The 21,459-nt window shown below is 65.3% G+C and carries 21 protein-coding genes; 16 read left to right on the top strand and 5 right to left on the bottom strand.

Annotation, left to right across the window (positions count from 1 at the left end):
- Positions 1-7: 7 nt before the first annotated feature.
- Complete coding sequence (locus AC1DW9_RS30240) at positions 8-964, bottom strand: heme/hemin ABC transporter substrate-binding protein (protein ID WP_441507441.1); 957 nt, start codon at positions 962-964, stop codon at positions 8-10.
- A 301-nt stretch (positions 965-1,265) separates the two neighbouring features.
- On the opposite strand from AC1DW9_RS30240, the gene AC1DW9_RS30235 reads away from it, so the two are divergent.
- The 9 genes from AC1DW9_RS30235 (at position 1,266) to AC1DW9_RS30195 (ending at position 10,047) form a co-directional block, all read left to right on the top strand.
- On the top strand, positions 1,266-3,338 hold the full coding sequence (locus AC1DW9_RS30235; RefSeq protein ID WP_476767822.1) for a TonB-dependent hemoglobin/transferrin/lactoferrin family receptor: 2,073 nt from the start codon (positions 1,266-1,268) through the stop codon (positions 3,336-3,338).
- Positions 3,339-3,417: 79 nt separating this feature from the next.
- Positions 3,418-3,765, top strand: coding sequence for a heme-degrading protein HmuQ (gene hmuQ, locus AC1DW9_RS30230; RefSeq protein ID WP_441492710.1), 348 nt, complete (start codon positions 3,418-3,420; stop codon positions 3,763-3,765).
- Positions 3,766-3,776: 11 nt separating this feature from the next.
- The gene (gene hutX / locus AC1DW9_RS30225; RefSeq protein WP_441507439.1) at positions 3,777-4,319 is read left to right on the top strand and encodes a heme utilization cystosolic carrier protein HutX; all 543 of its coding nucleotides are present in this window, start codon (positions 3,777-3,779) and stop codon (positions 4,317-4,319) included.
- Between the two features lie 251 nt (positions 4,320-4,570).
- Positions 4,571-5,254 (top strand): DUF1684 domain-containing protein, encoded by a 684-nt coding sequence (locus AC1DW9_RS30220; RefSeq protein WP_441507438.1) that lies wholly within the window; start codon positions 4,571-4,573, stop codon positions 5,252-5,254.
- A 130-nt stretch (positions 5,255-5,384) separates the two neighbouring features.
- The gene (locus AC1DW9_RS30215; RefSeq protein ID WP_441507437.1) at positions 5,385-6,284 is read left to right on the top strand and encodes a glycine betaine ABC transporter substrate-binding protein; all 900 of its coding nucleotides are present in this window, start codon (positions 5,385-5,387) and stop codon (positions 6,282-6,284) included.
- A 25-nt stretch (positions 6,285-6,309) separates the two neighbouring features.
- Complete coding sequence (locus AC1DW9_RS30210) at positions 6,310-7,833, top strand: HAL/PAL/TAL family ammonia-lyase (RefSeq protein WP_441492714.1); 1,524 nt, start codon at positions 6,310-6,312, stop codon at positions 7,831-7,833.
- Positions 7,830-8,459 (top strand): ABC transporter permease, encoded by a 630-nt coding sequence (locus tag AC1DW9_RS30205; protein WP_441492715.1) that lies wholly within the window; start codon positions 7,830-7,832, stop codon positions 8,457-8,459. The genes AC1DW9_RS30210 and AC1DW9_RS30205 overlap by 4 nt, the downstream gene beginning before the upstream one ends.
- Positions 8,459-9,091, top strand: a complete 633-nt coding sequence (locus tag AC1DW9_RS30200) for an ABC transporter permease (protein ID WP_441492716.1) — start codon at positions 8,459-8,461, stop codon at positions 9,089-9,091. The genes AC1DW9_RS30205 and AC1DW9_RS30200 overlap by 1 nt, the downstream gene beginning before the upstream one ends.
- Positions 9,091-10,047: an ABC transporter ATP-binding protein gene (locus AC1DW9_RS30195; protein WP_441492717.1), complete on the top strand. Its 957-nt coding sequence runs from the start codon at positions 9,091-9,093 to the stop codon at positions 10,045-10,047. Before AC1DW9_RS30200 ends, AC1DW9_RS30195 begins: the two co-directional genes overlap by 1 nt.
- Here the strand turns inward: AC1DW9_RS30195 and AC1DW9_RS30190 are convergent.
- Together AC1DW9_RS30190 and AC1DW9_RS30185 are read right to left on the bottom strand one after the other, a co-directional pair.
- Positions 10,044-10,865 (bottom strand): phosphate/phosphite/phosphonate ABC transporter substrate-binding protein, encoded by an 822-nt coding sequence (locus tag AC1DW9_RS30190; RefSeq protein ID WP_441507436.1) that lies wholly within the window; start codon positions 10,863-10,865, stop codon positions 10,044-10,046. The genes AC1DW9_RS30195 and AC1DW9_RS30190 overlap by 4 nt on opposite strands.
- Positions 10,865-11,872 (bottom strand): ornithine cyclodeaminase family protein, encoded by a 1,008-nt coding sequence (locus tag AC1DW9_RS30185; RefSeq protein WP_441507435.1) that lies wholly within the window; start codon positions 11,870-11,872, stop codon positions 10,865-10,867. Before AC1DW9_RS30185 ends, AC1DW9_RS30190 begins: the two co-directional genes overlap by 1 nt.
- A 220-nt stretch (positions 11,873-12,092) precedes the next feature.
- On the opposite strand from AC1DW9_RS30185, the gene AC1DW9_RS30180 reads away from it, so the two are divergent.
- Positions 12,093-13,535 (top strand): lipopolysaccharide biosynthesis protein, encoded by a 1,443-nt coding sequence (locus AC1DW9_RS30180; RefSeq protein ID WP_441507434.1) that lies wholly within the window; start codon positions 12,093-12,095, stop codon positions 13,533-13,535.
- A 6-nt stretch (positions 13,536-13,541) separates the two neighbouring features.
- On the opposite strand, the gene AC1DW9_RS30175 is transcribed toward AC1DW9_RS30180, so the two are convergent.
- On the bottom strand, positions 13,542-14,264 hold the full coding sequence (locus AC1DW9_RS30175; protein WP_441507433.1) for a fused DSP-PTPase phosphatase/NAD kinase-like protein: 723 nt from the start codon (positions 14,262-14,264) through the stop codon (positions 13,542-13,544).
- A gap of 154 nt (positions 14,265-14,418) precedes the next feature.
- Here AC1DW9_RS30175 and ppa point away from each other — a divergent pair, with 154 nt between their 5' ends.
- Positions 14,419-14,955: an inorganic diphosphatase gene (gene ppa / locus AC1DW9_RS30170; protein WP_441492722.1), complete on the top strand. Its 537-nt coding sequence runs from the start codon at positions 14,419-14,421 to the stop codon at positions 14,953-14,955.
- A 109-nt stretch (positions 14,956-15,064) separates the two neighbouring features.
- Here the strand turns inward: ppa and AC1DW9_RS30165 are convergent, their stop codons facing one another.
- The gene (locus AC1DW9_RS30165; protein WP_441507432.1) at positions 15,065-15,940 is read right to left on the bottom strand and encodes an HpcH/HpaI aldolase/citrate lyase family protein; all 876 of its coding nucleotides are present in this window, start codon (positions 15,938-15,940) and stop codon (positions 15,065-15,067) included.
- Positions 15,941-16,040: 100 nt separating this feature from the next.
- On the opposite strand from AC1DW9_RS30165, the gene AC1DW9_RS30160 reads away from it, so the two are divergent.
- From AC1DW9_RS30160 to sdhA, 5 genes are all read left to right on the top strand, one after another.
- Positions 16,041-17,753, top strand: coding sequence for a serine/threonine dehydratase (locus tag AC1DW9_RS30160; protein ID WP_441507431.1), 1,713 nt, complete (start codon positions 16,041-16,043; stop codon positions 17,751-17,753).
- A gap of 180 nt (positions 17,754-17,933) precedes the next feature.
- Entirely contained in the window at positions 17,934-19,007 is a 1,074-nt protein-coding gene (locus tag AC1DW9_RS30155) for a MaoC family dehydratase (RefSeq protein WP_441507430.1), read from the top strand.
- Positions 19,008-19,163: 156 nt separating this feature from the next.
- Positions 19,164-19,559, top strand: a complete 396-nt coding sequence (sdhC, locus tag AC1DW9_RS30150) for a succinate dehydrogenase, cytochrome b556 subunit (RefSeq protein WP_441507429.1) — start codon at positions 19,164-19,166, stop codon at positions 19,557-19,559.
- Positions 19,560-19,570: 11 nt separating this feature from the next.
- Entirely contained in the window at positions 19,571-19,963 is a 393-nt protein-coding gene (gene sdhD, locus AC1DW9_RS30145) for a succinate dehydrogenase, hydrophobic membrane anchor protein (protein WP_069878686.1), read from the top strand.
- 5 nt (positions 19,964-19,968) lie between these two features.
- On the top strand, positions 19,969-21,459 hold a 1,491-nt coding region (gene sdhA / locus AC1DW9_RS30140; protein ID WP_476855267.1), incomplete at its 3' end, for a succinate dehydrogenase flavoprotein subunit.

Here is a 21,459-nt window from a genome sequence, read left to right as displayed (position 1 = left end):
GCCAGCGTCATGGTGCAGCGGCGGTCTTGAGCGGCGGGATCGCGGCCTCGGGGTAGAGCGCTGCCATCAGGTCGCGGGCTGCCGCCGGTGTGCGCGGCCCGAAGCCGAGCAGGTAGAGGCCATCCATCCTGACCAGCGCCATCTTCGCCGCGGCCGGGGTCTGCGAGAAGGTCGGCATAGCGAATACTTCCTCCGGCGATGCATTATGGCTGCTGCTGTTGCGCATCATCAGGATCACGTCGGGGGCGGCCGCGATGATGGCCTCGTCGTTCAGGGGTTTGAAGCCCTCGACCGCAGTCGCGGCGTTGACGCCGCCGGCCATCTGGATGATCGCATCGGCCGAACTGTTGCGGCCGCCGACCAGCACGCGGCCGTTCTGGAGCGACAGGACGAAGAGCACGCGCTTCTTGGCCGGCAGGCTGGAGCGCAGCGTCTGAAGTTCGTCGAAACGCAGCTTCGTCTGCTGCGCGAGGCGCGCCGCGGGTTCGGCCGCACCTGCGACGGCGCCAATCGCCTGGATCTTGGTGACGACGCCATCAGGCGAGTTGTCTTCCGGAATGCTGGCGAGGCGCAGCCCGGCCTCGTTAAGCAGCGATACCGCTCCGGGAGGTCCGGCGCCCTCGAGTGCAATAACCAGCGAAGGCTTGAGGGAGAGCACACCTTCGGCCGAAAGTGCACGGACATAGCCGACGCTGGCCTTGTCGCGCAGGGCCTCGGGGGGGAACTGGCTGGTGGTGTCGACACCGATGATCCGGTCCTGCAGGCCGAGTGCATAGAGCACCTCGGTGATCACGCCGCCGACAGCGACGATGCGATCCGGAGTTTGTGCCTGGGCCGGGCTGGGGAGCGTGGACGGGGCAAAGAGGCCGGCGGCGGCCAGAAACGTCAGTCCGATCGCGGCGCTCAGTTCGCGTCGATGGGGCCGTGCGCCGAGCGGCCTTGAAGGCGCCAGGGGGCTTGGCATGATGGTCTCTCCGCTTCACGGGTTGCGCGTCAATGGAAGATGGGATCGGAATCGATCTCGTCTAGCCAAGAGTGCGCGACATCTCGTCGTCTAAAGGTGATCTAAAGCAGTTGTCAGTTTTTAATTATTCTAAGGAAGGGTAAATCTTAAGCGTTGTTGACGGTGATATTCAGCTTTACTACAAAGGGTCAAGAGCGGCGCGCCGGGACGGTGCGACCGCCCGCGCCAGCCAGCCACACGCAGCCCGCGTCCAGCCAGCCAGTCGCTGCAAAATCTTCAGGTCAGGTTCGGGGCTGGACGTATGAATTCTCACGCCGCGCTGTTGCGCGCTTCCGTTTCCGTGGCTGCCATCGCGCTATGGTCGCTCGGCGCTCATGCTCAATCCCAGCCGGCGCCAGCCTCCGCTGCTACGCCGATTGCGCTGGACGAGATCACCGTGACGGCGAGCAAGCAGGAAGAGCGCGCGATCGACGCGCTGGCCTCGGTCTCTGTGATGACGCGCAACGAGATCCGTTCGCAGCAGCCGCAAAGGCTCGGGACCCTCCTCAACCAGATGCCCAGCGTCTCGACACAGGAAAACCCGAACGACCCCGCGACCGCGATCAATATTCGTGGCCTGCAGGATTTCGGCCGCGTCGCGGTGACGGTCGACGGCGCGCGCCAGAATTTCCAGCGATCGGGCCATAATGCCAATGGCGCCTTCTTCCTCGATCCCTCTTTCGTACGCGTCATCGACGTGACGCGCGGCCCGGTTGCCAACATCTACGGTTCAGGCGCGATCGGAGGCGTCGTGTCCTTCGAGACGGTCGATCCCAAGGACATCCTCAGGCCCGGCGAGCGCGCAGCGGCCGAGATCGGCGGTACCGGTGTGTTCGCTCGCCAGACCGGCGTCTTCGGCAATGCCATCGGCGCCTTCCGGCCAAATGACGTCGTCGCGGGCCTGGTCGGGCTTTCGTTCCGCTCACTCAATCCCTATCGCGACGGCAATGGCACCAAGATCGCCGATACCGGGCAGGACCTGGTTTCAGGTCTCGGCAAGATCGTGATCACGCCCGGCGAAGGCCAGGAGCTCAAGCTCGGTGGCCAGTACCAGCGTTACGATTTCTCCAACGGTGTCGGCACCCCCACGGCCCCGCGTCGCGACAACGAGGTTACGACGCAGAACTACACGGCGCGCTACAGCTTCTCGCGGCCCGACATCCCGTGGCTGAACCTGAACATCGGTGCGTATTCGACCTCGACGGACACAGACCAGACCCAGATCTCGGGTACGGGCGCGGCCCTGGGCGCGAAGCGCTATTTCAAGGTCCAGACCACGGGGTTCGACATCTACAACACCTCGAAATTCGATCTGGGCGCGGCAGCGCTGAATCTGACTTACGGCGCGGACTGGTTCGAAGATCGCGTCAGGACCAGCGATCCGGTCAGCAATGGCGACGAGACAACGCCGTCCGGCAAGCGCAGCGTCTATGGCGGCTTCGTGCAGAGCCACGTCAAGTATTCGATCTTCGACCTGATCGGCGCGCTGCGCTACGACGCCTATGAGCTCAGCGGCGGTCGCACCTCGTCGGATGGCAACCGCATCTCGCCCAAGCTGACGCTCGGCGTCACCCCGCTGCAGGGGCTGCAGGTCTATGGCACCTATGCCGAGGGCTATCGGGCGCCGTCGGTGACCGAGACGCTGGTAGACGGGCCGCATCCGGCTCCTGCCAGCTTCATCTTCCGGCCGAACCCGAACCTGAAGCCGGAAGTGGGCAAGACGCTCGAGGCCGGCGTCAATCTGAAATATGACGACATCCTGAGCGAGGGCGACCGCTTCCGCGGCAAGCTCGCCGTCTACAGGAACGACGTGAAGAACTATATCGACGGTATCTTCGTCGATCCCGGTGCTCCCTGCGGCGCGCCGATCCCGGGCGCCTGCAACGATGCCTTCTTCTCGTACCAGAACGTTGCCAAGGCGCGCATCACCGGCTTCGAGGCCGAACTCGGCTACGACGCGAAGCGCTGGTTCATGACCCTTGCCGGCTCGACCATCCGCGGCGACAACAGGACGCTGAACCAGCCTCTGGAGTCGATCTATCCTGACAAGCTGGTCCTCAACGGCGGTTTGCGCTTCTTTGAGGAGAAGCTGACGGTGGGCGCCCGGCTGACGCTGGTCGACGATCAAAAGCGCCTGCCGCCTGGATCGCAGGTGCTCGCGAGCAAGGCCTATGCGCTGGTCGATCTCTACGCCGACTACAAGATCACGCCGGATGCCCGCGCCTATCTCTCGCTCGAGAATGTCGGCGACGTTCGCTATCGCCGCTACCGCGACGGTGACAACAGCCCGGGCTTCGTCGGCAAGATCGGCTTCTCGACGCGCTTCGGCACATGAGGACTGCAATGCCGCCAGGCACTGCCCGCTTCCCGTTCAACCAAGCCAGCCAACAGCCAGCCAACTGAGGAAAACACCCATGTTCATCGCCATGAATCGCTTCAAGGTCGTCAAGGGAGAGGAGGCCGCTTTTGAGACTGTCTGGTCCTCGCGCAAGACCCGCCTCGACGAGATGAGCGGCTTCATCGCCTTCCATTTGCTCAAGGGGCCGGAGAAGGAGGACCATACCCTCTATTCCTCGCACACGACCTGGGCCTCGAAGGAGGATTTCACGGCCTGGACGAAGTCCGACCAGTTCCGTGAATCACACCGCAATGCCGGCCAGCCCAGGGCTACGCCGATGTATCTCGGGCATCCCGAATTCGAAGGTTTCGAGACGGTGCTCAGCGAGGCCAATCCGCATTTGCCCCGCCAGGCGGCAGAGTGAGGGAGGACGGCATGTCGATCTCGCAGGCGAGTGCAGCGGCGGTCCAGGACCCGTCACAGACAGACCCGATGGAGCGCGTCAGGCAGGCGCTGGCAGCCAAGCCGGATGGCGTGATCGAGGCCATCGCCCGCGAGGTCGGCGTGCCGACGCTCGCGGTGCTCGAGGCAGCGCCGGCCGACCAGCGCCATTTCATCGCTGCCGAGCGCTTCGAGGCGCTGTGGCAGGCGCTCTCGACCTGGGGCGAGGTGCTCTTCATCGTCCACACCGCCGATATCGTGCTGGAATGTGAAGGCTCGCTGCCCGTCGGCTCCTTCGGCCATGGCTACTACAACATTCATGGCGACAGCCCGATCGGCGGACATATCAAGGCAGGCAACTGCACGGCGATCTACCTGGTCGATCGACAGTTCCATGGCCGCCGCTCCTGCTCGGTCCAGTTCTTCAATGCTGCCGGCGAAGCGATGTTCAAGGTCTTCGTGCGGCGCGACGAGAAGCGTGCGCTGATTGCCGAGCAGGTTGCGCTCTTCGAAGGCCTGAAGACGCAATTTTCCTGACAGCTCGGGCTTCCGATCCGCCAGTTCAACGCCGTCGTCGCGATCTCGTGACGGCGGCGTTCTTCATTGGCCTTGGCTTTGTGCCTCGACGCGACGATTTTTGCTGGCACCGCCGGGAACGCTGACACGGCCTGACAGCAGGATCGGCACAATGGGCGATGTGGGAACGCCTGCGTCGCCGACGCGTTGACCGGCGGCGGCGGTTCTCGTGCCTAAGCGATCCCGTTCAGTCGAACCGAAGGCTGCACTCCATGAAAAACCAGATCATTGCCGGAGCGGAATCCACCAGATCAGGGGCTCGCCTGTCTGCGAGCGCGGTACTCGAGAACATGGCCTCGCTCCAGGATTGGCGTCGGCAGGTGGCCGATCTCTACGCAGCGGTCCGGGCGATGCCGACGGAAGCGGGCTGGACGCAGTGGCGAAGCGTACGCGACCGGTTGTTTCGCGAGCATCGGCAGTCGCCGCTTGCGGCCGCTCGGCGGCAGCGCTTCAGGGGCATCCGCTATTTCTCCTACGATCCGGCGCTGCGCTTCGAGGTCGGGCTCCGGCCCGCGATCGGGCGTGAAACCATTCGGGTCGAAGCCGGAAAGGACGGCGCCATGGTGCTCCGGCCCTACGCGCTGACCGACGGATTGGAGGGCGCGCTCGCTCGGGAGCTGACGCTTTACTGGATCGAGGGCTATGGCGGCGGGACCTTCCTGCCCTTCGGCGATGCGAGCAATGGCGAGGAGACCTTTGCCGGCGGCCGCTACCTGCTCGACACGATCAAGAGCGCTGATCTCGGCGCGACTTCGCAGGGGCGTACGATCCTCGACTTCAATTTCGCCTATTACCCGTCCTGCGCCTATTCCGAGGCCTGGGTCTGCCCTTTGTCGCCCATCGAGAATCGCCTGCCCGCCGCCATCCGCGCGGGCGAACGAAATCCCCTCAGTTGAGCGCTTGCCCGGGGCGTTCGTTCTCCGAGACTGGAATCGCGAAGGCGCTTTTCTCCTTCACGAGCCCGAAACTTGCATCGCTGTTCGATCCCTCGTTAGCTAACCCCTTGAGCCATCACAGGAGGCAGCCATGAAACTTGTCAGCATGCGCTTCGCGAAGACGGTCTGTACTGTTGCCGCCATGATCCTGGTCGGGCTGTCGGCGGCAGCGGCCCAGACGATCAAGATCGGTTCCAAGAATTTCACCGAGCAGTTCATCGTTGCCGAGCTCTATGCCGCGGCCCTCGAGGGCGCTGGTTTCAAGGTCGAGCGCAAGATCAATCTCGGTGGCACGCTGGTGGCGCATGAGGCCCTGAAGAGCGGCGCGATCGATCTCTATCCGGAATATACCGGGACCGGCCTCAACGCCGTGATGAAGGCCCAGGGCGTGACCGAAACCGACCCGGAGAAGGTGCGCGGCATGGTCAAGGCCTTCTACGAGAAGGAGTTCAACCTGACCTGGCTGAAGCCTTCCGGCATCAATAACGGCTATGCCATCGTGGTGCGGCCGGAGACGGCGAAGGAATACAACCTCAAGACCCTGACAGATCTCGGCAAGGTCTCGTCCAAGCTCCGGCTCGGTGCCGGTACCGAATTCGTCGACCGCCGTGATGGCATCGCGGGTCTCAAGGAGGTTTATGGCGCCGAGTTTGCCGAGTTCAAGCAGTTCGCTGCGCTCCGGCTGCGCTACGAGGCGCTGAACCAAAAGCAGGTCGACATCGCCAACGGCTTCTCCACCGACTGGCAGATCGCGGCGGAGAAGTTCGTAGCCCTGGACGACGACAAGTCGCTGTTCCCGCCCTATTTCCTCGCCCCGGTCGTGCGTCCGGAGATTGCCGGCAATGCCAAGGTCGTCGAGATCCTCGAGAAGGTCGGGGCGGCGCTCGACAATGCGACGATGCAGGAGCTGAACCGACAGGTCGAGGTCGACAAGAAGGAGCCGCGCGTCGTCGCCGCCGCCTTCCTGAAAGCCAAGGGTCTTGTCCGCTAAGGCGGGCGGTCTGCGGATGGAGCTGGTGCAAGCGGCCCCCGCCGTCGTCATCGGTGCCGGGCCGCTTTCGATCGAACAGGTCCATGCCGTCGCGCATGATGCTGCGCAGATCATGCTGGCTCCCGCGTTGCATGAGCGGCTGAGCGGGGCTCGCGCGGTGGTCGAGCGCAGCCTCGAACGCGGCGAGGCCGTCTACGGCTTGACGACGGGCCTCGGGGCTGCGGTCGATACGCGGCTGGCGGCGGATCAGATTGCTGCCTTCCAGCAGCGGGCCGTTCGGGCGCGGGCCGTCGGGGTCGGGCATTGCCTGTCACGGGGCGAGGTGCGGGCCGTGCTGCTGGCGCGGCTTGCCGGTCTTGCGCAGGGCGCGTCGGGCATCTCGCCGGGCCTTGTCGGGACGCTCGCTGCGATGCTGAATTCCGGGGTTCATCCTGTCGTCCGGCGCATCGGCTCGCTGGGTGAGGCCGACCTCAGCTCGCTGGCCCAGCTCTTTCTGCCGCTGACAGGGGAAGGCGAGGCCGAGTTCGACGGGCGGATTCGCCCCGGCCCCGAGGCCATGCGCCTGGCCGGCATAGCGCTTCCGGCCCTGGGGCCGAAGGACGGGCTCGCGCTGCTCAATGCCAATGCCGAGAGCGCGGGCCTGGCTGCGCTCGCGCTTCGCGCCATGACCATGGCGCTGCAGGCGCTGACGGCAGCAGGCGCACTCTCGCTGGAGGCTTACCGCGCCAATCTCTCGCCCATCGGCAGCAATCTGGTCGCGCTTCGGCCGGTGCCGAGCCATGTCACTGGCGCGGCGAAGTTGCGCGAACTCCTGGCCGGCAGCGATCTCCTTGATGAAGGCGCTGCCAGGCGCGTGCAGGACCCGCTGTCCTTTCGCTGCCTGGCGCCCGTGAACGGAGCCGCATCCGCCGCGCTCGATACGGCGCGGGCGCTCGTCGAAGTCGAGCTCAACGGGGCCGGCGACAGCCCGGCGGTGCTGATCACCGAGGATGTCCTGCGTTCGACCGTCAATTTCGACACGACGGCTCTTGCACTCGCGCTCGAGGGGCTCGGACTGGCAGTCGCCCACGCCGCGACGATCTCGGCGTTCCGTATCACCAAGCTGATGTCGCCTGCGTCCAGCGGGTTGCCGCGCTTCCTGACACGCCATGGCGGCACGCATGCGGGGTTTGCGACCACGCAGAAGACGACCGCAGCCCTGGAAGCGGAGATCCGCCATCTCGCCCTGCCGCTCGGCCCGATGACCATGCCGGTTGCCGATGGTGTCGAGGATTACGCGCCGATGACGCCGCGCATCGTCGCAAAGACGGCGATGATCGCCGAGCACCTGGCGCGGCTTGCTGCGATCGAACTCGTCGTGGCCGCCGAGGCCGCCGAGCAGCGCGAGGGCATCAGGCTCGGCGTCGGCACCACTCTCGCACTTGGCTTCGTCCGCGCCCATGTCGCCCGGCTCGACGATGACCGGCCGATGGGGCGCGAGTTCGAGGCGCTGGCCGAACGCCTGGCGGCGGGAGAGCTTGCCGCAGCGTTTTCGGACCTGCCGGCATGACCTGGATCATTGAGAATTACGACCGCCTGCTGATCGCGCTCTGGGAGCATATCCAGCTCGTTGGCATCGGGCTCGCGATCTCGCTCGTCATCGGCCTGCCGCTCGGGATCATCTCGGCGCGGCGGCCGACGTTCTACCTCGTCGTGCTGTTGATTTCGGGCGCCCTCTACACGGTGCCGGCACTGGCGATCTTTGCGCTGTTGATTCCCATCCTCGGGCTGGGCTTTGGCCCGGCGATCGTTGCGCTCGTGATGTATGCCCTGCTGATCATCATCCGGAACACGGCAACCGGCCTGCGCGAGATCGCGCCCGAGATTCTGGATGCCGCCGACGGCATGGGCTATGGCCGCTGGCGTCGGCTTTTCGCCATCGAGCTCCCGCTGGCGTTGCCGGTGATCATCGCCGGCATCCGCATCACGGTCGTCACCATGGTCTCGGTCGCGACCGTGGCCGCCTTCATCAATGCCGGCGGCCTTGGCGACATCATCTTCCAGGGCATCACCCAGGATTTCGGCGAGAAGGTCGTGGTCGGCGCGATCATGACCTCGCTGCTTGCCATCGCCTGCGACGAGATCTTGCGTCGGCTCGAGCTCGGCCTGCGGGCGGCCCAGGCGGAGGGCGCCTGATGCTCGGCTGGATCTCCGCCAATCCCCGCATCTTCTGGACAGCGGTCGAGAATCATCTCTGGCTTTCGGGCGTGGCGCTTCTCGCCGTGGTGCTGATCGCACTGCCGCTCGGACTTGCGCTGACGCGTCATCGCAGCTTCGCCAATTCGGCGATCGCGATCGTCAACATCCTGCGCACCGTGCCGAGCCTGGCCTTGCTCGTCATCATGCTGCCCCTGCTCGGCACCGGCTTCCTGCCGTCTGTGGTGGCGCTGACGCTGTACGGCCTGCCGGCCCTGCTGCTCAACACCTATACGGGCCTGAGCGAAGTCGACCGCGACATCGTCGAGGCGGCGCGCGGGCAGGGACTTTCGGATGCGCAGGTTATGACGCGGATCGAGATCCCGCTGGCGCTGCCGGTGATATTTGCGGGCATCCGCACGGCCGCCGTGCAGGTCGTCTCGGCGGCGACGCTCGCGGCCTTCATCGGCGGCGGCGGTCTCGGCGAACTGATCACTGCCGGCATGGCGAATTTCAATTTTCCGCAGCTGATTGCCGGAGCGGTCGCGGTCGCCTTGCTCGCGCTGCTGGTCGAGATCGGTTTTGCGAGCGTCGAGCGCGCCATGACGCGTTCCGCGCGAATGGGGGCCTGATGATCCGTCTCGAGAATGTCAGCAAGCTCTTCCCAGGCATCGCGCGTCCCGCGGTCGACAGCCTCGATCTTTCTGTGCCCGAAGGCCGGACCTGCGTGCTGATCGGCCCATCCGGCTGCGGCAAGACCACGACAATGCGGATGGTGAACCGGCTGATCGAACCGAGTTCCGGCCGGATCATCGTTGGGGGTGAGGATGTCACCCAGGCCGATCCGGTGCTGCTTCGCCGCCGCATCGGCTATGTCATTCAGCAGGTCGGCCTGTTCCCGCACATGACCATCGCCGAGAATGTCGCGACCGTGCCCAAACTGCTGGGCTGGCCGGCGGAGAAGATCAGGTCGCGCTCGGAGGAGATGCTGGCACTCGTCGGGCTGGAGCCCGAGCAGTTCCTGGCGCGCTACCCGCGCCATCTCTCCGGCGGACAGCGCCAGCGTGTCGGGGTTGCGCGCGCCTTGGCTGCCGACCCGCCGGTCATGCTGATGGACGAGCCGTTCGGTGCGGTCGATCCCGTGGTGCGGGGACGCCTCCAGGAGGAGTTCGTTGCGATCCTGCGCCGGCTGAAGAAGACGGTGATCTTCGTCACCCATGACATCGACGAAGCGATCCGCATGGGCGATGTCGTCGCCATCATGAAGGATGGCGGCCTAGTGCAGTATGACACACCCGACCGCCTGCTGGCGGCTCCGGCTGACGCATTCGTCGCCGATTTCGTCGGTGCTGACGCCGCGCTACGGCGCCTCTCTCTGGTCAGCGCCGCAGATGCGGTCGAAGAGGGAGCGCCAGAGGTTTCCGACCTGCGGCTTCCGGCATCGGCCAATCTGCGCAACGTGCTCTCCGCGCTTCTGACCGAGGGGCGAGACGGGGCGACCATCGTCGATGGCGACAGCCGGCCGCTCGGGCGTATCACGCTTGCGGCGATCCGGGCGCGCAGTGCCGGGCGCCCGGCCGAACCCTAGCCCGGCCGACCATATCCGGCGGCTTCCGCGCTGCGTGCATCCTCGAGCAGCACGTCATAGCTGCTGCGTTCTATGGCTGCGAAACCGGAGAGCTTAAGGCGAGCCAGCAAAGCCTGCGCCTGAGGCTGGGCTGCTGCGTCGAGCAGCGCATCGCGAAGGTTTGCAAGCGGGGCCGCGTCCAGCGTGTCCGAGGCGACCAGGAGCGGCATCGGCCTTGGGAGCGTCGTCTCGATGGTCCGCAGCCGTGCAGCGGTTTCAGGCTCATGCGCGAGTAACAGGTCGTGAAAATACGAGTCGAGCGGACCAATATCGATTTCGTCGTTGAGCAACGCGGCAATCACCCGGCGCGGCGTCAGAAGCGGGCCGATGCTTTGCCGATACAACGGCCCGGCCTTCCAATGGGGGAGCAGGTGGCTGCGCAAGGCGTTGAACCCGGACTGGGAGTGCTCGACCGTCCAGCCAAGGCGCTGACCGAAGCTCCCGGCGAGCGTGGCGATCGGGCTTTCGGCGCGGGTGACGAGATGAGTTGCATAGAAGGGCCGCCCGCCCGCAAGCGCTGCGGCCGGGATCGGAGCCGCGATCGGCTGCACGGGAAAGCGACCGCTTGCGAAGGGGTAGCCGCAGATGAAGGCGAGGCCGAGATCGCCGCGTCGCCAGAGGTCCTCCAATGGAGCCGGTGCGGCATGGTCGACGACAGTCAGCGGCACCCCCGACCGGCTTGAGATCCAGGCGAAGAGATCGGTCCAGGCAGCATGAACCGCCGGGTTGACGGCATACATCCGCGCATTGGCGACAAGGTGCGGTGTGGCAGGGTTCATCAGGCGTAACGCAGCCTCTGGCCAATCCCCATGCGCCCGGCCTTCTCCAGCATGAAATGGCCAAGCGCGATGTCGGAGAGCGAGAGCCCGCGATGCCAGAACAGGATGGTTTCGTCGTCACTCTCGCGGCCGGGCTTCAGCCCGGCGACGATTTCGCCCATCTCGGCATGAAGGGTCGCCTCCGAGAGCTTGCCGGCCTCGACATGGGCACGTAGCGCGCCGAACTGGCCCGATCGGCACTGGCCCCAATCGTCGACGACGAGCTTGCTCATGATATCGGTCAGCGAAAGCTCGACGGCACTCATCGTGCCGTAGGGCACGACGAAAGCGCCCGGCTTGATCCAGTCCGTCCTCAGCAGCGGCTCGGGAGCATCGAGGCGCGAGGCTTCGACAACGATATCGGCGCCGTCGACGCAGGAGCGCCAGTCTTCGGTCACGATGACGGGCTTGCCGAGATCAGCTGTGAGCCGTGCTCCGAAAGCCTCGCGGCTTTCCTGTCGGCGGGAATGCACCCGGATCTCGTCGAAGTCGAACAGCGAGTCGAGCAGGCGTACGTTCCAGTAGGCCGTGCCGCGTGCTCCGATATGCCCCAGCACCTTGGCAGCCTTGCGCGCAAGGTATTTCGCGCCGATGGCTGTGACTGCGCCGGTGCGCATATCGGTGAGATGGCTCCCGTCGATGATGGCCCTGGGCACGCCATTGGACGGGTCCATCAACAGGAGCAGGCCAAGCTCCGAGGGCAAGTCCTCCTTGTAGTTGTCGACGAAGTCCCCGATCACCTTGACGCCCGCCAGGTTGATCGGCGCTCGAAACGCGCCCCTCAGCACGTTGAAATGACCACTGCTGCCGCCTGGAATCAGGTGCATGCGCGGTTCGATCACGGTTTCCCCGCGTCCTTGCGCCGCAAGCCCAGCCTCCACTGCGGAGATGATCTGCGGGTCGGTCAACCCTAGTGCCTCGACGTCCAGCGCATTCAGGAAATCGAGGTGGATGGGGGCGCGCGTCATGGGATCAAGCCTCTCAAGCTGCGAGGGAAACACTGACCGGGACGTCCTCAGATGACAATGGAGCTCAGTTAGAACGCTGATAAATGACGGGTTTTGCCACTTTTCCGCCACAGCTCGCATGGTAGCGAGAACCCTCCCCGGCGCGACCAGCGAAAGTGCCTGCAAATTTACCGTGCGTTAACCATACCGGCGCAGCGTGCAGCCTGCGGAGTGAAGCGACGTGATCGAAGGGGTTGATCGCGAGCGAACTCCGGCAGGCGAGCGCCACGGCCCCCGGTCGAGCGAAGACGACCTGCCCGACATCCCGACCGGGGACGTGGATATGGCTGCGCAACTCGCACTGGACAGGGGCGGCTTTGCAGCGGCCGCGTCGGCGCCCGTTCCGGCCGAGCCGATCGCGGCCGATGGCTCTCCCGTCAGGCGCACCGGTCTCCGCAACGGCTTGATGCTGGCGCTGCGCTTCGTCCAGGCGCGGATTCTTTCGGTATGGGGCCTGCTCTTCGCAGCGGCCCTGTGCCCACCCAAGGTTTTCGCGGATTTCGCGATCTTTTCGGCGCTGGCCAATTTCGTCGCGATCGCAGTTCTGCTGCGCTTCGAGGCCGTGTTCTTTCAGAGCAATGACAGGGTGCGTCTCGGCAGGGCGTTTCGACTGGCCTTCGCTGCGGGAATGGTTTTCCTTGCCGGGATGACTGCGGCAATTCTGTTCGCGGCGTCCGCGGGCTGGGTCCTGCGCGGCTTTGGTGCGCTCTTCCTGATTTCGTTGGCCAGCCGTGCGGCCATCAGGCTGATGACCGCCGAGGCGACCGCCGAGGGTGATTTCACGACGATCGGCAACAGCAATGTCGTGCAGGCGATCGTCCAGCCGGCCATGATGATCCTGCTGATCTGGCCGCTCGGCCCGACGGCGCTTGCGCTGTTCGCCGCCGATGCCTTCGGCCACGCAATGGCTGCGATCTACCTGGTCTGGCGCCGTCACAAGGCGCTGATCGGCTTCGTGAGGCTGCGCTGCTGGTCGCACCGAGAACTGATGGAGTCGGCGATACGCTGGCGCACGGCGCCGACCTATCTGCTGCCCTCGGCGCTGCTGTCCTTCGGTTTCATGGTGGCGCCGCTGCTGGCGTTGCCCTTCGCCGGCAACGCCCTTCTGGCGGCGCATGTCGCGCTTGCCATGCGCCTGCTGGAAATGCCGATGCAATTATTCAACGCGGCGGTCACGCCGCTGGCGATGAATGATCTGCGCAAGCGCGAGGGAGCGGATCGGCAACATTGGGCCCGTCGGATCACCATGGGCATGGTTGCCATTGTCGTCGTGCTCTTCGCCGGCGTCGCCATCGTCGCACTCGGGGCCGACTACGTGCTCGAGGGCACGCAATGGGAAGGGGTCGGCGAGACCATGGCGCTGCTCTCGCTGTTCTATGGCTGCAGTACCCTGGTCGGACCGCTGCACGAGATCGGTTCACTGTCGCTGTATCCGCGACGGCAGATGATGACGAATGCGGTTTCGCTGGCCGGTGCCGCGCTGGTTATGTGGTGGTTCGGGACTTTGTCGGTGGCGCTGCTCACCGCGATCGGATGCGTTTCGTTCGCGCGCATGATGGCGCATATCCAGTTTACCTGGACGCGGATGGGGGGCGCTCCTGCCCTGCCGCGTGCGGCGCGTTGAGCAGGTCTACTCGCGCCGGATCAGGCGGTCGGCGATCAGCGAAGACAGAAAGCCGGTCTTGAAGTCTCTCTCGAGCGCCTCGGGATCGTAGCTGCGCTCGACCCAGTCGAGGAAGGCGATGCCCTTGGCCTCGCCCTCGCGGGCATAGGCTTCGAAGAACGCGTCGAGGATCCCGGTCTTGGCGAAGCGGAAATGGCCGTAGCGCAACGAGAGCTGTTTCATGGCTTCGTCGAGCGGGCGGTTCTCGTGCACCAGCAGATAGAGCGCCGAGAAAAAGCCAGCCCGGTCCGCGCCCGATTTGCAATGCACCAGCGCAGGTTCCTTCAGGCCCTCGAAGAAGGCCTTGGAGCCGAGGATCGTCTCGCGGTCAGGTGCACCACGCGAACGCAGCACGAATTCGACCAGTGCGATGCCGTGGCGTTCGCAGGCTTCGCGCTGCAGCGGCCAGGCGCCGTGCTCGCGACCGCCGCGCAGGTTGACGATCGTCTTGACGCCCTGGCGGGCGAACCAGGCGACGTCGGTGGGCGCGGGCTGGGCGGCGCGCCAAAGGCGCGGCGTGACCCGGTGGGCATTGAGATAGGCCAGGCGGAAGATGCCATGATCGACCAGCAGCATATTGGCCCAGGCGCGCAGCCGGTCGACCCGGCCGGTAAGCGGCCGGTCCCAGCGCGCGATGCGGGCCATTCGCCGCGCATAACGCTGATCGTTGCGGCGCAGCAGGTTCAACACCACAAAGTTCCATCCTTGATCATCTGCAGCCCGATATCAGTGGGAAGTGCCATGCGCAAACCCTGATGCCCCGTCCGCCTAAAGGTCGGGCTTGGACTTTTGCGCTACAGCGCGCATAAGGCGCGCCAGTTTTTTGTCTCAACAGGTATGACCCATGCGCCTAGATGCCATCTCCATCGGCAAGAATCCGCCCGACGAAGTCAATGTGGTCATCGAGGTGGCCATTGGTGGCGAGCCGATCAAGTACGAGATGGACAAGGAAGCCGGCACGCTCTTCGTCGATCGCTTCCTCTACACCCCGATGCGTTATCCCGGGAACTACGGTTTCATCCCGCATACGCTGTCCGAGGATGGCGACCCCTGCGATGTCTTGGTCGCCAATACACGCCCCCTGATTCCCGGCTCCTACATCGCGGTCCGGCCGATCGGCGTGATGATGATGGAGGACGAGGGCGGCGGTGACGAGAAGATCATCGCCGTGCCGGTGCCCAAGCTCACCAAGCGCTACGAGAACGTGCACAACTACACCGACCTGCCGCAGATCACGCTCGACCAGATCCAGCATTTTTTCGAGCACTACAAGGATCTCGAGCCCGGCAAATGGGTGAAGCTCACCGGCTGGGGTGACGCCACCAAGGCAAAGCAGCTCATCGTCGAGGCGATGGAGCGGGCAAAGAAGGCCAAGGGCTGAGGGCAGACGCCCGGTATTCTCCATCATGGCCGGGCCTGTCCCGGCCATGATCTCGTCCCGTTACCCCGATCAATACGGGCCTCCGGCGCAAGGCCGGGCATCGCGCAGGTTACGCCGCGATCGCCTCGCTCAGCGCCACGACGCGCCTGGCCATCTCGGCATGAAGCCGCTCGACCATGCGGCCGTCGAGCTGGATCGCGCCCTTGTCGGCATTCTCCGGCTGTTCGAAGGCGGTGATGATCGCCTTGGCGCGGGCAAGCTCATGATCATCCGGCGCGAAGGCGGCGTTGGCCGCAGCGACCTGTGAGGGATGGATCAGCGTCTTGCCATCGAAGCCGAGATCGCGGCCCTGCGCGCATTCGGCCGCAAAGCCATCCTCGTTCTTGAGATCGTTGTAGACGCCGTCGACGATGTCGATGCCATGGGCACGGGCGGCGAGGATGGCCGTCACCAGCCAAGGCAGCATCGGCGCACGGCCAGGCACGAAGCGAGCGCGGGTTTCCTTGGCGAGATCGTTCGTGCCCATCACGAAGCAGGCGAGCCGCGTCGAGGGATCCTTCGCCGCCGAGGCAATCCGCGCCGCGTCCAGGACGGCGAGCGGCGTTTCGATCATCGCCCAGATCCGGATGGCCGGATCTGCCCAAAGGCCGGTCAGCTTGTGGCCGATCTCGATCAAGGTTTCGGGGGCCGACACTTTCGGGATCAGGATCGCGTCGGGCCTGGCCTCGGTCGCTGCGGCGAGGTCCGCTTCGAACCAGGGCGTGTCGACGCCGTTCACCCGAATGACCAGTTCGCGCCGACCATAGCCTCCGGCCTTCACCGCGGCGCAGACCTGCTCGCGCGCCATGTCCTTGGAATCCGGGGCGACGGCATCCTCCAGATCGAGGATCAGCGCATCGGCGGCAATCTCGCGAGCCTTTTCGAGCGCACGGGCATTCGAACCAGGCATATACAGGACGCTGCGGCGTGGGCGGATCGCTGTCATGGGATACTCCTTAACGACGGCTGATCGAATTTCGCTGCAGTGCACACTAGACGTGACTGCAATGCAACGACAGTTCATCGAAAGGTGAAGAGGGGGGCGAATGGGCTGGATCGCCGGCGTCGACGGCTGCAAGGCGGGCTGGATCGCTGCGATCCTGGGCGACGCTACGCCCCTGCGTCCGCAGTTGCGCGTGATCTCGCATTTCTCCGAGCTCTTTGCGGGATCGGCGCCGCCCGATCTCGTGGCGGTCGATATGCCGATCGGCCTGCCGGACCGGATTGTCGGCTCCGGACGTGGCCCCGAGCAGGCGGTGCGCAGCCTGCTCGGCGAGCGGCAATCCTCGGTGTTCTCCATTCCCTCGCGCTCGGCAGTCCAGGCTGCAGAGTATCTGGAGGCTTGCGGCGTGGCCGTCGGGACCTCCGAGCCACCGCGCAAGGTCTCCAAGCAGGGCTTCTTTCTGTTCCCAAAGATCCGGGAGATCGACGGCTTGTTGAGGCAGGAGCCGGTGTGGCGCGAGCACGTCTATGAAACCCATCCCGAACTTGCCTTTCGGACGATGCGCGGCGCTCCTCTTCTGAGCCCGAAGAAGGTCCGAGGGGCGATCAACCCCGAGGGCATGGCCGAACGACGGGCACTTCTGATCGCGGCAGGCTTGCCGGTCGAGAGCGTTCACGCACGGCCGCCGCGGGGAGCTGCTGCAGACGATATGCTGGATGCGTTCGCGGCGCTGATCGTCGCCAGGCACATCCGGGGCGGGCGTGGAAAGCCCTTCCCCGATCCGCCGGGACGCGATAGCCACGGGCTTCCCATCGCGATCTGGACCTTCGCGCCGGATCGCCCAGCCTATCAGGATCGCGCCATGTCCGACCGTCCGGTGTCCCATTCCATGATCGAGGCGGCTGCCGCGCGCATCGCCGGCCATGCTCGCGTGACGCCGATCATGCGCTTGGGCAAGGGGGCGCTCGGGTCCGTGGGGGACATCTCGCTCAAGCTCGAATGCCTGCAGCATGCGGGGTCCTTCAAGACGCGCGGCGCCTTCAACAACCTGCTGTCCCTGCCGGTGCCTGCTGCAGGGGTTTCTGCTGCATCCGGGGGCAACCACGGTGCGGCGGTGGCCTATGCGGCGCGCGAACGCGGCGTGAAGGCGACGATATTCGTGCCGGAGATTTCGCCCGCGGCCAAGATCGAGGCGATCCGGCGCTTCGGCGCGGAGGCCGTGGTCGGCGGCGCGCAATATGACGATGCGCAGGCTGCCTGCGATCGCTTCGTCGCGGAAAACGGCGCGCTCAAGATCCATCCCTTCGCCGCGGTCGAGACCATCGCCGGTCAGGGCACGCTCGGGCGCGAGTGGGATTTGCAGGAGCCCGATCTCGATACGGTGCTTGTCGCAGTCGGTGGCGGCGGGTTGATCTCGGGAATCGCCTCCTGGTTCGCGGGATCGAAGGTCAAGGTGGTCGGCGTCGAACCCGCGGGCTCGCGTGCCTTGCAGGCGGCGCTCGAAGCCAAGGGACCGGTCGCGGTCGATGTCGCCTCGGTGGCCGCGGATTCGCTCGGCGCCCGCAATGTCGGCCAGCTGGTCTATGACGCCTGCAAGGACACGGTCGATCACGTTGCGCTCGTGCCGGATGCCGCCATCACCGAGGCGCAGGCGCGGCTCTGGCGCGATTTCCGGCTGGCCGTCGAGCCCGGTGGCGCGGCCGCCTTCGGCGCGCTGATCTCGGGAGCCTACAAGCCGGCTCCGGGCGAGCGCCTGGGCGTTCTGGTCTGCGGCGCGAATGTCGATCTCGCCAAGCTGCAGGCGATTGTAGCCTAGGCTGCGCGCCTCTTCCTGTCGCGGCGCGACGGAGGGCCGCGAGGCTCGTTCGATGAATGGTCGTCGCTCGGCCGACCATTCCGGGCGTGCGCATTACCCCATCGTCGCAGCGGCACGGGGCTGGACGCAGGCTCTCACGGCGGCGCACAATCCGCCTGCCCGACCAGACGCGAGACGCCGATGTCCCAGACTGCGACGCTGCCCGCTTCCAAAACCAGCCCTGGCCGCTTTTTCGAGGATTTCCGGCTGGGCGAGACGATCGTCCATGCCACGCCACGGACCGTGACCAGCGGCGACGTCTCGCTCTATACGGCGCTCTATGGGCCGCGCTTCGCGGTCCAGTCTTCGGACAGTTTTGCACGCGCGGTCGGATATCCCGCGGCGCCGGTCGACGATCTGCTGGTCTTCCACATCGTCTTCGGCAAGACGGTGCCGGACGTCTCGCTGAATGCCGTCGCCAATCTCGGCTATGCGGATGGGCGCTTCCTCAGGCCGGTCTATCCGGGCGACACCTTGTCGACCACCTCGGAGGTGATCGGCCTGAAGCAGACCTCGGCGGGCGATGCCGGCATCGTCTATGTCCGCTCGATCGGCCGGAACCAACTGGGCGAAATCGTGCTGAGCTATGCGCGCTGGGTGCTGGTGCGCAAACGCGAACCGGGAGCCCCGGCGCATGCCGAGCAGGTGCCCGAACTTCCGAAGGTCGTCGCTCCCGAAGAGCTTGGCGAGGGCTGCCCGACACTGGATCTCACCGCCTATGACGATGCGCTCGCGGGCTCGGCGTTTCGCTGGGGCCATTATGCGGTCGGCGAACGCATCGACCATGTCGACGGCATGACCGTGGAGGAAGCCGAGCATCAGCTTGCCACCCGTCTCTACCAGAACACCGCAAAGGTGCATTTCGACGCCTACGGCGCGCGCGAGACGCGTTTCGGCAAGAGATTGATCTATGGCGGCCATGTCATCAGCCTGGCCCGTGCCCTATCGTACAACGGTCTCGGAAACGGCCTTCACATCGCGGCGATCAATGGTGGCAGGCATGTCGCGCCACTTTTCGCGGGCGATACGGTCTATGCCTGGAGCGAGGTGCTGGAGAAGGCCGAGTTGCCGGGCCGCAGCGATGTCGGCGCCCTGCGTCTGCGTCTCGTCGCGACCAAGAACCTGCCTTGCGGGGAGTACCCCTTGAAGCTGGGCGATCAATATGCCGGTGGTGTCATCCTCGATCTCGATTATTGGGTGCTGTTGCCGCGCTGACGCGTAAGCATAAAGTTACAGATTGAGATTTATGTAACCACCGATTCGCTGCCTCGCATTGCAGCGCGGGAACGGTTTCTATAGAGAGCCAATCACTCTAGAACCATTCCCAAATGGATCGGGCCCCCGGCGGGCCGCAGAGTCGGAGAGTTCACCTTGGCCCAAACCAAACCGATCGCGCGCCCGCTTTCGCCGCATCTGCAAATCTACCGCTGGTCCTGGACCATGGCGATGTCGATCGCGCATCGCGTCACCGGCTCGGCGCTCTATGCCGGCACGGTCCTCATCGCCGCCTGGCTCGTGGCCGCCGCCTCGGGGCCGGGGGCCTATGAAACGGCTCAGGCGATCGCCGGCTCCTTCCTGGGGCGCCTCGTGCTGTTCGGCTATTCCTTTGCGCTGCTGCACCACATGGTCGGCGGCCTGCGCCATTTCGTCTGGGACATGGGGTACGGCTACGACCCCGAGACGCGCATGAATATGGCGAAGTACAGCGTCTTCGTCTCGGCGGGCCTGACGATCCTGCTCTGGATCGTCGCCTACGCGATGCGCTGAGGAGTTTCGTCATGTCGTCAAATTCTTCCATGCGTACCCCGCTCGGCCGCGTTCGCGGTCTCGGCTCGGCCAAGTCCGGCACCGGCCATTTCTGGCTGCAGCGCGTCACCGCCGTGGCGAACGTCTTTCTGACGATCATCTTCCTCGGCGTTGTGATCTCGCTCTTCGGCAAGCCCTATGCGGCTGCTGTCGCGACGCTCTCGCACCCGCTGGTCGCGATCCTGATGCTGCTCTTCACCCTGTCGGGCGCGGTCCATATGCGTCTCGGCATGCAGGTCGTGATCGAGGACTATGTCCACCACGAAGGGTTGAAGATCCTCGCCGTGATGGCCAACACCTTCTTTGCGATCGCGATCGGCGCAGCTTGCGTCTTCGCGATCCTGAAACTCTCTTTCGGAGGCTGAACCCGATGGCGATCACCAGAGCCCAATCGGTCCCGGCCTATACAGGCCAGGCCTATCCGATCACCGATCACACCTTCGACGTCGTGGTTGTCGGCGCCGGCGGCGCGGGACTGCGCGCGACGGTCGGCTGCTCGCAGGCGGGCCTGAGGACTGCCTGTATCTCCAAGGTGTTCCCGACCCGCTCGCACACCGTCGCGGCGCAGGGCGGCGTTGCCGCTTCGCTTGGCAACATGGGCAAGGACACCTGGCAGTGGCACATGTACGACACCGTCAAGGGGTCGGACTGGCTCGGCGACCAGGATGCGATCGAGTATCTCGTGCGCAATGCGCCGGCGGCCGTCTATGAGCTCGAGCATTGGGGCGTGCCGTTCTCGCGCACCGAGGACGGCAAGATCTATCAGCGTCCCTTCGGCGGCATGACCACCGATTTCGGCAACGGTCCTCCGGCCCAGCGCACCTGCGCTGCCGCCGACCGCACCGGCCACGCCATGCTGCACACGCTCTATGGCCAGGCGCTGCGCTACAACACCGAGTTCTTCATCGAATATTTCGCCATCGACCTGATCATGGACGAGGATGGCGTCTGCCGCGGCGTGATCGCGCTCAAGCTCGATGACGGCACGCTGCATCGCTTCCGCTCGAAGATGGCGATCATGGCGACCGGCGGCTATGGCCGCGCCTATTTCTCGGCGACTTCGGCCCATACCTGCACCGGCGACGGTGGCGGCATGGTGCTGCGTGCCGGCCTGCCGCTGCAGGACATGGAGTTCGTGCAGTTCCACCCGACCGGCATCTATGGCGCCGGCTGCCTGATCACCGAGGGGGCTCGCGGCGAGGGCGGTTATCTCACCAATTCCGAGGGCGAGCGCTTCATGGAGCGTTACGCTCCCTCCGCCAAGGATCTGGCTTCTCGCGACGTCGTCTCGCGTTCAATGACCATGGAGATTCGTGGCGGACGCGGCGTCGGCAAGAACGGCGACCACATCTACCTGCATCTCGACCATCTCGACCCGAAGATCCTGCACGAGCGCCTGCCGGGCATCTCGGAGAGCGCCAAGATCTTCGCCGGTGTCGACGTCACCCGCGAGCCGATCCCGGTCCTGCCGACGGTGCACTACAACATGGGCGGCATCCCGACGAACTATCATGGCGAGGTGCTGACCAAGGTCGACGGCAATCCCGATACCGTGGTGCCTGGCCTGATGGCGATCGGCGAAGCGGCCTGCGTCTCGGTGCATGGCGCCAACCGCCTCGGCTCGAACTCGCTGATCGATCTGGTCGTCTTCGGACGTGCCGCCGGCTTGCGCTGCGCCGAAATCGTGACGCCGGGCGAAAAGCAGCCCGAGCTGCCGAAGTCCTCGGCCGATCTCGCGCTGACCCGCCTCGACAAGTTCCGCAATGCCTCGGGCGGCACCCCGACGGCGGAGCTGCGCAACCGCATGCAGAAGACGATGCAGGACAACTGCGCCGTCTACCGCACCGGCGAAACGCTGCAG

This window comes from Allobosea sp. P4_E12, from assembly GCF_056401655.1.
Note: the sequence above shows the minus strand (reverse complement) of the source record. Positions and strands in the feature narration are given on the sequence as shown.

Coding starts and splice junctions, on each gene's coding strand:
- AC1DW9_RS30240 (WP_441507441.1), bottom strand. CDS start 964: ATGCCAAGCCCCCTGGCGCCTTCAAGGCCGCTCGGCGCACGGCCCCAT.
- AC1DW9_RS30235 (WP_476767822.1), top strand. CDS start 1,266: ATGAATTCTCACGCCGCGCTGTTGCGCGCTTCCGTTTCCGTGGCTGCC.
- hmuQ (WP_441492710.1), top strand. CDS start 3,418: ATGTTCATCGCCATGAATCGCTTCAAGGTCGTCAAGGGAGAGGAGGCC.
- hutX (WP_441507439.1), top strand. CDS start 3,777: ATGTCGATCTCGCAGGCGAGTGCAGCGGCGGTCCAGGACCCGTCACAG.
- AC1DW9_RS30220 (WP_441507438.1), top strand. CDS start 4,571: ATGAAAAACCAGATCATTGCCGGAGCGGAATCCACCAGATCAGGGGCT.
- AC1DW9_RS30215 (WP_441507437.1), top strand. CDS start 5,385: ATGAAACTTGTCAGCATGCGCTTCGCGAAGACGGTCTGTACTGTTGCC.
- AC1DW9_RS30205 (WP_441492715.1), top strand. CDS start 7,830: ATGACCTGGATCATTGAGAATTACGACCGCCTGCTGATCGCGCTCTGG.
- AC1DW9_RS30200 (WP_441492716.1), top strand. CDS start 8,459: ATGCTCGGCTGGATCTCCGCCAATCCCCGCATCTTCTGGACAGCGGTC.
- AC1DW9_RS30195 (WP_441492717.1), top strand. CDS start 9,091: ATGATCCGTCTCGAGAATGTCAGCAAGCTCTTCCCAGGCATCGCGCGT.
- AC1DW9_RS30190 (WP_441507436.1), bottom strand. CDS start 10,865: ATGAACCCTGCCACACCGCACCTTGTCGCCAATGCGCGGATGTATGCC.
- AC1DW9_RS30185 (WP_441507435.1), bottom strand. CDS start 11,872: ATGACGCGCGCCCCCATCCACCTCGATTTCCTGAATGCGCTGGACGTC.
- ppa (WP_441492722.1), top strand. CDS start 14,419: ATGCGCCTAGATGCCATCTCCATCGGCAAGAATCCGCCCGACGAAGTC.
- AC1DW9_RS30165 (WP_441507432.1), bottom strand. CDS start 15,940: ATGACAGCGATCCGCCCACGCCGCAGCGTCCTGTATATGCCTGGTTCG.
- AC1DW9_RS30160 (WP_441507431.1), top strand. CDS start 16,041: ATGGGCTGGATCGCCGGCGTCGACGGCTGCAAGGCGGGCTGGATCGCT.
- AC1DW9_RS30155 (WP_441507430.1), top strand. CDS start 17,934: ATGTCCCAGACTGCGACGCTGCCCGCTTCCAAAACCAGCCCTGGCCGC.
- sdhD (WP_069878686.1), top strand. CDS start 19,571: ATGTCGTCAAATTCTTCCATGCGTACCCCGCTCGGCCGCGTTCGCGGT.